Genomic DNA, 12,748 nt, shown 5'->3' on the forward strand with positions numbered 1-12,748 from the left:
ATGGAGCACGAAGGACTCAGACAGCGCTTCGCGACGCTGACCACCGCCCACCTCGCCGACGCGTGCATCCGCGCCGGGCTCCCGGTGCGGTGCGCACCGGCGCCGACGCGCGCGGTGGTGCCCGGCAGCCGCCTGTTCGGCCCGGCGGTGCCGTCCCGGCACGTGGGCAGCGTGGACGTCTTCCTGGAGGCGTTCGAAAACGCCACCGAAGGCGGGGTTTTGGTGGTTGACAACGGCGGCCGGCTCGACGAAAGCTGCGTCGGCGACCTCGTCGTCCTGGAGGCGCGCGCCGCCGGCCTTTCCGGGGTGGTGATCTGGGGCCTGCACCGCGACACCGCGGACATCCGGGCCATCGGGCTGCCGGTGTTCAGCCTCGGCTCCCTGCCGACCGGCCCGCTCGGCCTCGGGCCACGCGTCGACGGCGGGCTGGCCGAAGCGATCGTCGGCACCTGGCGGATCGGGCCGGCGGACCTGGTGCTCGGCGACGACGACGGCGTGCTTTTTGTCCCGCTGGCCCGCGCGGGTGAATTGTTCGCCCTCGCGGAAGGAATCCGCGACACCGAGCGGCGTCAGGCCGACCGCATCCGCGGCGGTGAACCGTTGCGGCAGCAGGTTCGATTCGGTGAATTCCTTGCGGCGCGGGAAACGGATCCGGGCTTGACTTTCCGCGCGCACCTGCGGGCCGTGGGTGGCGCGATCGAAGAATGACCCGCCGCTGAACACGAAAGTGTGATCGCCTCCCGAATCGGGTATTCCGGGCTTGCAGCGGGCGCGGGAGGCGAATCATGAACACGCTCATCGGCTTCGGCAGGGACATCGAGTACCACTTCGCCCGGGGGCTGCGCGCCTACCTCGCCCGGGTGGCCCGGGCCGTCGGCGTCGGGTTCGAGTCGTGTTCGCTCGACCTCGACGAGCCGGCCTCCGGGTACGTCGCCCTCGACCGCACCCTCCCCGACCGGGCCGCGCACGACCTGGCCCTGATCTGGGACGAGGTCCACGGCTGGTCGGCGGTCGTGGAGCCCGCCGGCGGCGGAGCGGCGAAGGTGCTCGCCTACCTCGGCGGCCCCGAAGTCCTGCCGCCCCCGCGCGCGGTCGCCCGGTTCCTCGAGGTGCTGCGGCTCGCCGGCCCACCCGCCGGCTCGTTCCGCGCGCCGGTGTTCCGGAGGGCGGGCCACCACGAGGAGCTGGTCGAGTGGCTGCCGGTGACCGGGCCGGAGGGGTTGCTGCGGCCGAGTTCGCCGGCTTGGTGAGGGGTGGCGTGGTGTTCGAGCCGGGCGGGCCACCACGAGGCGGGCTGTGTGCCGGTAACCGGCCCCGAGGGACTGCTGCGGGCGAGCTCCTCGGCCCGGTGACCGGTGGCGTTGTGTCTGAGCCGGGCGGGGGGTCGCCGCGAGGCCCCGGTCGGCTGGTCGCCGGCGACCGCCCCCGAGGGACTGCTGCGGCCGAGCTCTCCGGCCCGGTGACCGGCGGCGGCCCCGCGACCGGGCGCCTAGGATGGACCCTCAGTCACCACCGGAGCGAGGGAACCCGTGAGCAGCGCCGATGAGCCCCGTCCCGTCCGTGTCCTGCTCGTGGAGGACCACGACATGGTCGCCGAGGCGCTGCAGCAGGCCCTCGACCGCGCCGACGGGCTCACCGTCGTCGGCCGGGCCCGGTCCCGGGTCGAAGCGCTCGCCGACGTGCTCGAACACGCCCCGGACGTCGTGGTGCTGGATCGGCGGCTCGCCGACGGCGACGCCCTCGGCGTCATCGCGCAGCTCGGTTCGGGCGGCGCGCGGGTGCTGGTGCTGACCGGCGACGCGACCCCGGCGGTCGCCGTGCAGGTGGCCAAGGCGGGCGGTGCCGGCCTGCTGCTCAAGTCGTCCCAGCTCGGTGTGCTGGAATCCGCGGTGCGGGACGTGGCCGCCGGCGGCGTGGTCTTCGACCCGGAGCTGCTGCCCGGCGTCTTCGACCGGCTCACCGGCCGGGGGCCCGCCGGGGGTGCTGCGCTGACCGCGCGGGAACGCGAAACCCTCGACCTGCTCGCCGAAGGCGCGACCACCGACGAGATCGGCCGTCGGCTGGGCGTGTCCCGCAACACCACGCGCAACCACGTGCAGCGAGTGCTGGAAAAGCTCGGGGCGCGGTCGAAGCTCGAAGCCGTCGCCGTGGCCCGCCGGGAGGGCCTCATCGGCTGATGCACCTGCATCAGCCGCAGGGGTGTGGTTTGCATCTCGCGCCGCCCCGCACCCGGCGAGCAGACTTGCGGGTGTGAACATCCCTGCCCCGCTGACCGCGGAGTGCCCGCTGACCGACCTGGCGGGCGGCCTTGCCCTCGCCCGCCGGTTCACCCGGCTCACCCTGCTCGCGTGGGCCGGTGGCATCGCCATCGACGACGCGCTGCTGGTCGTCACCGAGCTCGCGGCGAACGCCCTGCGGCACGGCGGCGGCGACCCGGTCCTGCGGCTGAGCTTGACCGGCGCCGACGTCCGCATCGAGGTCTTCGACGACAACCCGGCGCCCCCGGTGCGGCGCCTCGCGGGGCCCGACGGCGGCTGGGGTCTCGCCCTCGTCGACCGCCTGTCCACGGTGCGGGGGACCGCGCGCCACGGCCGCGGGAAAGTGGTTTGGTGCGTCCTGCCCGCCTGCTCCGCCGAGCTCGCCAGCTGAAACACGGATCGTGGTCGTGCCGTGCGGGCGGGGATCCGGCAGAGTTGCCGCATGGACGACGACCGGTTCCGCCTGCTGGTGCAGGGAATGCTGGACTACGGGATCTTCATGCTGGACACCGGGGGCCGGGTGTCGACGTGGAACGCGGGGGCGGAGCGGATCAGCGGGTACGCCGCGGACGACATCGTCGGGCAGCACTTTTCGGTGTTCTACCCGGACGACGACGTGGCGGCGGGAAAGCCGGGGCGGACGCTGGAGATCGCGGTCGAACAGGGACGGCTGGACGACGAGGGGTGGCGGGTGCACGCGGACGGCACCCGGTTCTGGGCGGACGTCGTGATCACGGCGTTGTACGACGAGCAGGGGCGGCTGCGGGGTTTCGGGAACGTCACCCGCGACATGACCGAACGCCGGGCGGCCGAGCTGGCGCTGCGGGAAAGCGAAGAACGGTTCCGCCTGCTCGTCCAGAGCGTCCAGGACTACGGCATCTTCATGCTGGACACCGAGGGGCACATCTCGAGCTGGAACACCGGTGCGGAACGGATCAAGGGATATGCGGCGGGGGAGATCATCGGGCAGCACTTCTCGGTGTTCTACCCGGCGGAGGACGTGGCGGCCGGGAAACCGGCCTGGGAACTCGAGGTCGCCGTCGAGCAGGGCCGGCTGGAGGACGAGGGCTGGCGGGTGCGCAAGGACGGCTCCCGGTTCTGGGCCAACGTGGTGATCACGGCGTTGTTCGACGGGGAGGGACGGTTGCAGGGCTTCGGGAAGGTCACGCGCGACATGACCGAACGCCGCAACGCCGAGCAGGCCCTGCGCGAACGCCGCCGGCTGGTCGGGCACCTGGTGGAAGCGCAGGAGGTGGAGCGGCGCCGGATCGCCTGGGACGTCCACGACGAGTCGATCCAGTCCATGGTGGCCGTCGGCATGCGGCTGCAGCTGCTCGCGTCCCGGCTGCCGGAACCGCACGCCGGCGCCGTCAGCGGTCTCGACGAGTCGGTGGCGGCCGCGATCGCCCGGCTGCGCGGCCTGGTGTCCCGGCTGCGGCCGCCGGAGCTCGACCGGCACGGGCTGGTCGAGGCGGTGTCGGCCTACGTCGACGACGTCGCGGGCCGGTGGGGGCTGCAGCACACGGTCGGCGACGAGCTCACCGCCGAGCCGTCCCCCGAAGCGGCGATCACCGTGTACCGCATCTGCCAGGAGGCGCTCAGCAACGTCCACAAGCACGCGCGGGCCACCCGGGTCGCCGTCACCTTGGCCACAGTGGACAACGGAACCCTGGTGCGGATCACCGACGACGGCGTCGGCACGGCAGGCGGCGATGCCGGCTCGGGCCACTTCGGGCTGGTGGAAATGCGTGAACGCGCCGAAGCGGCGCACGGCTGGCTCTCGGTGCGGAGCACGCCCGGCGAGGGCACGGTCGTCGAGTTCTGGCTGCCGATGCTGCCCGACGTGCCGGGGCTGGAACCGTGAGCGCGCTGCGGGTGCTGATCTCCGACGACGACGTGATGATCCGCGACGTCCTGCGTGAGGTGCTGGACTCCGAGCCGGACATCGCCGTGGTCGCGGTGGCCGGGGACGCCGACGAGGCGATCCGGCTCGCCGAGCGGCACCGGCCCGCGGTCGCCGTCCTCGACGTCCGGATGCCGGGCGGCGGCGGGGCCAGGGCGGCGCGCGAGATCGCCCGGCTCAGTCCGGACACCGCCATCCTGGCCTTCTCCGCCTACGCCGACCGGGCGTCGATCGCCGGGCTCGCCGCGGCCGGCGTCACCGAGTACCTGGTGAAGGGCACGCCGAACACGGCGATCATCGAAGCCGTCCGGCGGCTGGGCCGTCAGGCGGCCGGGTGAGCGGTCACGGGACCGGCCGGATGTTCGCGACGCTGTCGAAATCCGTCGGGAGCAGCGTGAACAGCCGCCGCACCGCGCGGGACGCCCCGGCGTCCACCGTGAGGCGGGCGCCGGCCGTGTCGGCGAGCAGTTGGGCGCGCAGCAGCGAGTTCAGCCCGGCGACGGAGAAGAACGTGACCCCGGCGAGGTCGATGACCACTTCGCCGACGTCGCCGCCGATGCGGTCCTGCAGGACTTCGTCCAGGCGACGGGCGGTGCTGAGGTCGATCTCGCCGGCCACCTCGACGAGGAGGGTGCCGGATCCGCGGCGGAGCACGCGCAGCGACATGTGGCCGCCCGCGTTCATCCAGTCGGCGGCGGTGAGCTGGTGGTCGGCCAGGCGTGGTTCGGGAACCATCGCGGCACACCCTTTCGTCGGGCAGCGGGGGCGGACCGGACGTTTTCGGGACGGGATGCCACAAAGAGCAGCCTGCCGGCCCGGGCGCGGAACGTCCGGCAGCGGCTGACGGCTCAACCGTGAGCCCTCAGCATAGTGCATCTGCACTAGGTGAACCACCGGGTGGGACCGAATTCCACCGGGCGGCGACGGCGTGGCGGGGGCAGACCGTGCGAAGGAGGGCGGCATGCCGACCACGGTCGTGCTGCTCGCCTTGCTGCCCGCGCTCCGCGGCCGCCGGCTCGGGTGCTGGTGCGTCCCCGAACCGTGTCACGCGCAGGTGATCGCCGAGCTCGCGGATAACGGGCCGTAACGAAACGCACCCCCTCCGCGAGTAACCTGGCACGAGGGGGTGATCGATGGTGCACGCGCGGCGACTCGGCGGGTTCGACCAGGCCGAACTGCCCGCCGCTCACCGGATCCGGTGGTGGCTGGCGGCGGTCGCGGCCGGGCTGGTCGCGGCCGGCTTCGCCGTCGTGCCCTACCTGCCGTTCTTTCAGACCTGGACGTTCGTGCGGGACCCGAAGGTCGCCACCGTGATCACCTGGACCGTCCTCCAGACGTCCGTCGTGGTCATCTCCGGGGTCCTGACGCTGTACTTCATCGGCAAGGCGCGGCTGGAAGCCGCCGCCTACCGGGCCAACCAGATCGACATCCGGGTGTTCGTCGACGAACGGCCCGAAGGCAGCCACGACCGCGAGATCGACTCCGCCGTCGAGCTGACCGCCACCTTCAAGCGGTTCCTCAACGACTCCCGCCTCTACACCCCGACGCCGGTGCCGGGCGCCGGCAGCTCCTACGACTTCCTCCAGATCGTCGAGCACGCCGGCGATTCCGCGGAGGGCTGGTGGAAGGCCGTCACCAAGCTCGTCCGGCTCGCCCAGCCCCCCGCCGCGTTCACCGTCACCGGCACCGTGCGGCCCGGCAACACCCCCGGCCGCCACCAGCTCATCCTGGAGCTCGTCCGCGTCCCGCGCTTCGCCGCGAGCCCCCTGGTGATCGAGGACGCGAACTGGCCGCGCGTGCTGCACCGGGCCGCGAACGCCGTCGCCGCGCTGGTCATCCCGCGCAGCGCGTACGTCCGCACGAACATCCACTGGGCCGCCTGGCGCGGCGCGAAGATCCCGTACGAGCTCTTCGACGCCTACCAGCGCGCCAACCACTTCATCGCCTACCGCCGTTACGACGAAGCGCTCGCCGAGTACTACCGCGCGGTCAGCCTCGACCCGGCCAACGTCTACATCAGGCTCGAGATCGCCGCCCTGCAGGAACAGCTCGACCTGCACCTCGACGCGCTCGCCACCTACGACGACGTGATCACCGTGTGCAGCCGGGGCCACCCGGAGCTGGCTCGCTGGTGGATCGGCCCCGACTTCGCGGGCCAGCCCCGCCACGCCGGCCGCGGCCGCGAGGTCGCCCTGCTCATCGCCCGCTACCGGCACGCGCTCGTCCTCGGCCACGGCGACTCGGTGGCCGGGTCCTGGTGGGTGCGGCGCACCACCGCGGGCGTCCCCGGCGACGCGCGGGCGCAGCGCCGCGCCGAACTGCGGGCGGCGATCGAGCTGCGTTTCCGCCGGTACGTCGACCTCGACGTCCGGACGCGGCCGTACGCTATCCCGCGCGAGAAGCGGCTCGAGCTGCACCGGCGCGTGCTGAAGGTGCCGGTCGAGGAACTGCTCGTCCACGAGGCGACCCCGGCGCAGCGGGCGGAGTACAACCAGCGCGCCGCGGAGATGCGCTCGTACTTCGCCGCGCTGTCGCAGTACGAGATCGAACGGCTCATCGAGGACTACCGCCGGTTCCGCCGTCGCTGGCGCCGCAGCTGGCAGCAGCTGACCAACCGCGCCCTCGACCTGTCCCTGGTGTGGACGGTGCTGCGGCGCGCGATGGCGGACGTCGAGCCGGTGACCGGCGCGGTGCCCGAGCCCCAGCCCGCTTACCCCGGCAGCCGCGTCCGGCTGGCCGACGTCTGCCCGGACCGCCGCTGGCCGCCGGCCCCGCAGGCGCTCGACGCCACCGTCGAAGCCGCCGGGACCCGCCGGTCGTGGGAGGAGTGCTACAACGCGGCGAGCGTGTACGCGGTCGCGATGCTCGAAGTCGGCCCGCGCGGCGAACGCGACCTGCGTGACCGCGCGCGCAACCCGCGTCTGGTCGGCGAAGCCCGCGACGAGGTGGCGCGCCGCGCGGTCCGCGAGCTCTACCACGCGGCGACGATCAGCCACAGCGGACGGCTGCCGGAACGCCGGTCCTGGGTGATGGGGGAGGACCCCGACCTCGCGGCCCTGCGCGGGCACGAGCTGTTCCGCGTCTTCGAGATGGTCACGTTCTCCCCGGACCGCGCCGCACCGCTGCGGCCGCAGCGCGCCCACGTCTGGGAACAGGTCGGTTACGTCCGGCAGCTCGTCGCCGAGATGGCCGGCTGCCGCGCGCACTTCTGGCGCGTCCACGCCAACGACCCCGGCCCGCTCCCGGACGGCCGCACCCTTGACCGCTGGCGCTCGGCCGACCGCGACGCCTGGCGCAAGCTGGCGCGGCTGGCGGCCGGCAAACAGGACTGGTACACGCGCTACCAGGCGATCTGCGCGTTCCGCGACTGGTCGGCCGAGTGTGGCTACCCGGGTTCGATCTCCGGATTCCCGCTGTACTGCGAGGAGAGCTTGCACGCCCAGCTGCGCGGCGCGGCGGGTCCGGGCGCGAAGACCGGCCTCGACGTGAACATCGTCGTCCGCGAGTACGTGCGGCTCTGCGACCGCCGCCTGGACCACCTGGTCGCCGACATCGCCGAGCTGACCGAGCAGTCCGTGATCGAGGACTTCGCGGGCTGCGCCGAGCTGTGGGCGGCCCTGTGTTCGTGGTTCGACGACGACATCGCCGACGGCTCGTCCGCCGACGAGCGCCGCGAACGGTTCCGCAAACTGGCCCGGCCCTAGGCCGGTCGCGTGTAGCGGTGCTTGACCCCGATGGGAAAGTACTCGGGGTCACCCGCCGGGCGCAGGACGACCTCCGGCAGCTGCCGCTCCGGCGGGACGTAGTGCGCGAATTCGCTGTTGAGCCGCACCAGCTGCGCGCGCACGGCCGCCGCGATCCCGGCCGCGTCGGCGGTCGCGCCCGGAGCCGTCTCGACCGTGATCCGCAGCCGCCGGTCGCGGTCGGCGTCCTCCACCGACTCGATGACGAACTTGCCGGTGACGGTGTCGCTGATGCCGGGCTGTTCCAGGCCCACGGTCACGTTCTCCGGGTAGACGTTCGCGCCGAAGAACGACACCGTGAACAGCGAGCGGCCGAACACGTACACGAACGGCAGCTCCGGGCCCGGGGGCGGCGTGAAGCCGTGCCGGGCGCAGAAGGCGAGCAGCTCGGCGTGCGGCAGGAGGCCGCCGTCGTCGGCGATGTGGTAGCGGATCAGCGGAATCCCGCCGTCCGCGGTGAAGACGAGCGTGCCCTCGTGGACCTCGAAGAAGCGGCTCGCCGGGTCGTACTGCACCAGCGTCGGCAGCCGGGCGTCGCCGAAGACCTCCCGCGCGAGCTCCGGGCGGCCGGCCAGGAACCGGCGGATGCCCGCCGACAGCGGGGTTTCGGTGCCGAGCACGCCCGCGTCGGCCGTGCCGTACAGCGACGCGATGTCGCGGACCGGGTCGGCGATCCCGGCTCGCCGGGCCACCAGTTCGCGCCACTGCTCGCTGAAGACTTCGCCCGCCAGCACCAGCTTGATCGCGTGCGCGGGCCAGTCGATGCCCTCGGCGAGCCCGGTGTCGACGACGTCCTTGACGAACGGCGGGTAGCCCAGCAGCACCACCTGGTCGAAGTGCGGTGCGAGCTCGGGCAGCACCCGCAGGATCTCCGCCTTGTTGTTGCCCGGCGCCACCGTGGTGATCGGGCAGCCCTTGGCGGCGAGGTGGCGCACGCACGCCGTGGTGAACAGGCCGCCGACCCAGGTGCCGAGCGGGAAGCAGACGACGGCGAGGGTGCTGCGCCGGTCGGCGGCGAAGGCGTCCACCAGCACCTGCTCGAACCGCCGGGCCACGTGCAGCTCGTCTTCGAGGGCGCGGGGCCAGACGGCCGGGTGGCCGCTGGAACCGGAGGAGACGGCGATCATGTCGAGCCCGCCGAACGTGCCACCGCGGCACAGCTGCGGCAGCGGGTACTTCCGGTGGTAGCCGGCCTTGTCGACCAGCGGCAGCTGCCGGAAGCCGGCCATCGTCGTGACGCTCCCGGGCTCGATCCCGTGTTCCCGCAAGAACTCCCGGTAGGCGGGAACGGTCTCCGCGGTGCGGTGGAAGAGCTCGAGGACGTGATTTTCCGACGGCGGTTCCGGGGCCCCGAAGAAGCTGTCGAACGCCTGCCGCACGCGGGTCTGCCGCCCGAGGTCCATGATCGGAGCATAGCGGCGGGCGCGTGCCATGATGGGCGCCGTGAGCACCTCCGCCCAGGAGCACCCCGCCGGCGCACCGTTGACCCTCTACCTGGTCAAACGGCTCGAACTGGTGATCAGGGCGCTGCTCGACGACGCCCTGCGGCCGCTCGGGCTCACCACGCTGCAGTACACGGCGCTGACCGTGCTCGAAGCCAGCGGTGCGCTGTCCTCGGCGCAGCTGGCCCGCCGCTCGTTCCTGCGGCCGCAGACCATGCACGAAATGGTGCTGACACTGGAAAAGCGCGGGTTGATCGCACGAACCCCGAAAGCGGGCAACAAGCGCGTCCTGCTGGCCGGCCTCACCGACGACGGCCGCGCGCTGCTTGCCGGCTGCGCGCCCGCGGTCGCGGAGGTGGAGAACGCGCTCCTGGCCGGCCTGACCCCGGGCCAGCGCACGACGTTCCGCGAAGGGCTGCAACACGGCGTCACGGCCCTCGGCACCCTTTCCGGTCAGCGACGCGCTCAGGAAGCCTGATCCGGCGGAGGAGCCCGCAAGCGAGCGGCCGGCCCATCGGTCTCACCCGACTGGAGTCTCAAGTCAGGCACGTTGACACCAAAGGACTAGGCCGGACGAGTGGAAGCGCCGGACGGCCCGTAGCAGGGGTGTGACCGGCCGCGTTGAGGGGTAAAACCCAGGCCTGCTCTGAATGTGGAGGTTCGCCGACGTGACCCGGGCTCGCAACGTGGGCGGCGCATCCGTCGCGGCGCGGCGGCTACTGGTACTGGCGGCGGCCGTGGCGGGCTTCTGGCTGGTGTCTTGGCTGACTTCCGGCGACGCCGATGCGGCGACCTCGCCGGTGCTCCCGGATCCGGTTGGTGTGGCGGTGGGCGCGTTGAGCCCGCCGGCGGAGGTGGGGCACGCGGCCGTGGCGCGGGATGTTGCGGACGCGGGTCGGTCATTCAGCGGCAAGGCTGAGGTTGTTGCGGGCGGGCAACGGGCAGCCAAGGCGAGTTCGCGGCCTGATGCCGCTTCGGATGCGGCTGATGTCGTGGCAGCGCCGGTCTCGCGGACAGTCCGTGCGGCGGCGCCGATCACCAAGCCGGTGTCGCATGCTGCCGAGGCGGCGGTGGTGCGTTCGATCGCGCCGGTGGCGCGGGCTGCTGAAGCTGCCGTGTCGCCCGTGGCCGCGGGTGCCGCCACCGTCGTCGAGCCGGTGTCGCAGGTGGTGCGTTCGGCCGTCCCGCTCGTCCGGCCGGTGTCGGGTGCCGCCCAACGCGTGCTCTCTCCGGTGACCAAGACGGCCGCCGCCGCGGTCGTGCGGCCCGTGGCGCAGCTTCTCCACGGTGCCGAGCCCCTCGTCTCGGCCGTCGCGCGGCCGGTCGCGCGCCTCGTCGATCCGCTGACCGGGGCCGTCAAGCCGGTGACCGCGAGCCTCCTCGGGCCGGTTCTCGGCGTCACTTCCCCCGTCCTGACCGACCTGCTGACCCCCGTCGTCGACAGCGTCGGGCGGCCCGTCGTCGCGCCCGTCGCCGATGCCGTCGGGCCGGTTGGCTCTCTCGGCAGGCCCGTGCCCTTGCCCGCCCGGGCGAGCAGCGGCATTCCGTCGTTGTCCCGGCAGTTCGTTCCCACCCCGGAACCGGCGGCGGTCACTCCCGTGGAGCCGGCCGGGCCGGTTGCCGCGTCCGGTCCGGCCTGTGGCGGGACCGCCGCCACCGGGTCGCACCGGCGGTCGCTCGCGGCGCACCACGCCGGGGCGCAGCTCGGCCGGCACGTTCCCCCGCACCCCCCGGCTCCCGCACCCCCCGGCGCGCCTGTGTCGTCCGATGTCACCTCCGGCACCGGCTCGACGATCCCGTTCGCCTTCCTGACCGCCGGTCACGCACCGCACGACTTCCGGGCGTCCCCCTGGACGCACGGGGAGTTCGTGCCGCTGTGGCGGCCGTGCGAACCGGGCACCGGCCCCGGCTAGTCCCTCCCGGTCTTCCGCCCCCGTCGTGTGCTCCGCGGCGCGTTCCGCGCTGCCCGCGACGGCCGAATCCGATCCGAAAACCACGCGTGGAAGAGGGACGAAATGGAAGCGAGCGTGTTCGACCTGGGGAAGGTGCGAAGAGACGCGGTGGTCACCGTCCGCCTGGACGCGATGGCCAACGTCAGGTTGCTGACGGCCGTCAACTTCCAGGCCTACCGGCGCCGGCAGTACTACCGGATGCACGGCGGGGTGGCCACCGCACCGATGTTCAAGATCCACATCCCGGCCAACTCCCACTGGTTCCTGGTGATCGACGTCGAGGGCCTGGAAGCGCGGCCGCTGCGCCCGCGGGTGAGCGTCGAACCGGAAGCAGCCGGCACGGCCCGGGGACGCACCGGCCCGGGGTGACCGTCCCCGGCGGGGGCCGCGAAGGGGGGACGGATCGTTCCGCATCGGCGGGCGGGTGCCGGGGTACCCGCCCGGGATGCAGACGTTCCTGCCGTGTGCCGACTTCACCGCCAGCGCCCGCGCGCTCGACCGCCGCCGCCTCGGCAAGCAGCGCGTGGAGGCGCTCCAGGTGCTGCGCGCGCTCGTCATCCCCGGCTACGGCTGGCGCCACCACCCGGCGGCGAAGATGTGGACGGGCTACGAAGAAGCGTTGACGCGCTACGGCTTCGAGGTCTGCGCGGTGTGGTGCGAGCTGGGCGCGGCGGACACGTGCGCGGTGAAACTGGCCGACGAGTTCACCCGGTCGGTGGGCAGCGCCCCGATCCGGACGCAGGCCGAGCTGACGGCCACGGGCGACGTACCGCCCTGGCTGGGCGACGAAGCGCTCCACCGCAGCCACCGGTCGGCGCTGGTGCGGAAGGACCCGGAGCACTACGCCGCGCTGTTCCCGGGTGTGCCGCCGGACCTGCCGTACGTGTGGCCGCCCTCGGACCGGCCGAGCCGCGCCGCCTGAGTCGCCGGGGTGGCGCGGCCGACGGGCCGGTCGCGCCGGATGGCCCCGGGCTGCAGCGCCGGCCGCGCCGTGCAGGGGCCGCCTGCACCCGGCAGAGCTGCGCCGCCTGAACCGGCTGCGCCGCACGGCACCACTGCCGCCGCGCTGCTCGAGCCGGCAGCGCTGCGCCCGTGACCCGGCCGCGCCACGCGGCACCGCTTCCGGCTGTCTGCTTCGGCCGGCGCCGCCGCCTGAGCCGCCGGGGTGGCGCAGCCGACGGGCCGGTCGCGCTGGATGGCCTGAACCAGCCGCGCGCACCACTCCGGCTGCCTGCGCCGGCCGCGCCCGCCTGCGCCGGCCGCGCCCCCTGAACCCGCGCTGCCCACACCTCCAACCGCCCTCCACCGCCCGAACCGCCCGCCGCCTCCACCCCGCCACCCACCCCAAAACCGCACCGGACCTGCGCCCCCACTGGTCCACCCCCTCATCCCAACCCCAACCTTCGGCGGATTTACAACGTTGTACCAACGATGTAAATCTGTCCCTGCG

The 12,748-nt window shown here is 73.3% G+C and carries 14 protein-coding genes; 12 read left to right on the forward strand and 2 right to left on the reverse strand.

Annotated features, from left to right (window positions below; genetic code table 11):
• The 6 genes from Q5425_RS04075 to Q5425_RS04100 all read left to right on the forward strand — a co-directional run bounded on the left by Q5425_RS04075 (position 1) and on the right by Q5425_RS04100 (position 4,499).
• Positions 1–708: an RraA family protein gene (locus Q5425_RS04075; RefSeq protein WP_308670712.1), complete on the forward strand. Its 708-nt coding sequence runs from the start codon at positions 1–3 to the stop codon at positions 706–708.
• A gap of 77 nt (positions 709–785) precedes the next feature.
• Positions 786–1,250: a DUF6292 family protein gene (locus Q5425_RS04080; protein ID WP_308670713.1), complete on the forward strand. Its 465-nt coding sequence runs from the start codon at positions 786–788 to the stop codon at positions 1,248–1,250.
• Positions 1,251–1,529: 279 nt separating this feature from the next.
• Positions 1,530–2,177 (forward strand): response regulator transcription factor, encoded by a 648-nt coding sequence (locus tag Q5425_RS04085; protein WP_308670714.1) that lies wholly within the window; start codon positions 1,530–1,532, stop codon positions 2,175–2,177.
• Positions 2,178–2,250: 73 nt separating this feature from the next.
• A complete protein-coding gene (locus Q5425_RS04090; protein WP_308670715.1) occupies positions 2,251–2,649 on the forward strand; it encodes an ATP-binding protein in 399 nt (132 codons plus the stop codon).
• Between the two features lie 51 nt (positions 2,650–2,700).
• Positions 2,701–4,122, forward strand: coding sequence for a PAS domain-containing sensor histidine kinase (locus Q5425_RS04095; RefSeq protein WP_308670716.1), 1,422 nt, complete (start codon positions 2,701–2,703; stop codon positions 4,120–4,122).
• Positions 4,119–4,499, forward strand: a complete 381-nt coding sequence (locus Q5425_RS04100; protein WP_308670717.1) for a response regulator transcription factor — start codon at positions 4,119–4,121, stop codon at positions 4,497–4,499. Before Q5425_RS04095 ends, Q5425_RS04100 begins: the two co-directional genes overlap by 4 nt.
• Positions 4,500–4,503: 4 nt before the next feature.
• Here Q5425_RS04100 and Q5425_RS04105 read toward each other — a convergent pair whose 3' ends face one another.
• Entirely contained in the window at positions 4,504–4,896 is a 393-nt protein-coding gene (locus tag Q5425_RS04105; protein ID WP_308670718.1) for an STAS domain-containing protein, read from the reverse strand.
• Positions 4,897–5,122: 226 nt separating this feature from the next.
• On the opposite strand from Q5425_RS04105, the gene Q5425_RS04110 reads away from it, so the two are divergent.
• Both Q5425_RS04110 and Q5425_RS04115 read left to right on the forward strand, forming a co-directional pair.
• Positions 5,123–5,248, forward strand: a complete 126-nt coding sequence (locus Q5425_RS04110; protein ID WP_308670719.1) for a DUF4326 domain-containing protein — start codon at positions 5,123–5,125, stop codon at positions 5,246–5,248.
• A 46-nt stretch (positions 5,249–5,294) separates the two neighbouring features.
• Complete coding sequence (locus Q5425_RS04115; protein ID WP_308670720.1) at positions 5,295–7,865, forward strand: hypothetical protein; 2,571 nt, start codon at positions 5,295–5,297, stop codon at positions 7,863–7,865.
• Here Q5425_RS04115 and Q5425_RS04120 read toward each other — a convergent pair.
• Positions 7,862–9,307 (reverse strand): phenylacetate--CoA ligase family protein, encoded by a 1,446-nt coding sequence (locus Q5425_RS04120; RefSeq protein WP_308670721.1) that lies wholly within the window; start codon positions 9,305–9,307, stop codon positions 7,862–7,864. The genes Q5425_RS04115 and Q5425_RS04120 overlap by 4 nt on opposite strands.
• A 28-nt stretch (positions 9,308–9,335) precedes the next feature.
• Between Q5425_RS04120 and Q5425_RS04125 the strand changes: the two genes are divergently transcribed.
• The 4 genes from Q5425_RS04125 (at position 9,336) to Q5425_RS04140 (ending at position 12,220) form a co-directional block, all read left to right on the forward strand.
• Positions 9,336–9,824 (forward strand): MarR family transcriptional regulator, encoded by a 489-nt coding sequence (locus tag Q5425_RS04125; protein ID WP_308670722.1) that lies wholly within the window; start codon positions 9,336–9,338, stop codon positions 9,822–9,824.
• A gap of 190 nt (positions 9,825–10,014) precedes the next feature.
• The gene (locus tag Q5425_RS04130) at positions 10,015–11,259 is read left to right on the forward strand and encodes a hypothetical protein (RefSeq protein ID WP_308670723.1); all 1,245 of its coding nucleotides are present in this window, start codon (positions 10,015–10,017) and stop codon (positions 11,257–11,259) included.
• A gap of 102 nt (positions 11,260–11,361) precedes the next feature.
• Positions 11,362–11,667, forward strand: a complete 306-nt coding sequence (locus tag Q5425_RS04135; RefSeq protein WP_308670724.1) for a DUF1883 domain-containing protein — start codon at positions 11,362–11,364, stop codon at positions 11,665–11,667.
• A 76-nt stretch (positions 11,668–11,743) separates the two neighbouring features.
• A complete protein-coding gene (locus tag Q5425_RS04140) occupies positions 11,744–12,220 on the forward strand; it encodes an MSMEG_6728 family protein (RefSeq protein ID WP_308670725.1) in 477 nt (158 codons plus the stop codon).
• Positions 12,221–12,748: the final 528 nt, after the last annotated feature.

Origin of the sequence: Amycolatopsis sp. A133 (assembly GCF_031082405.1) — a bacterium.
In the GTDB taxonomy this organism is placed as follows: domain Bacteria; phylum Actinomycetota; class Actinomycetes; order Mycobacteriales; family Pseudonocardiaceae; genus Amycolatopsis.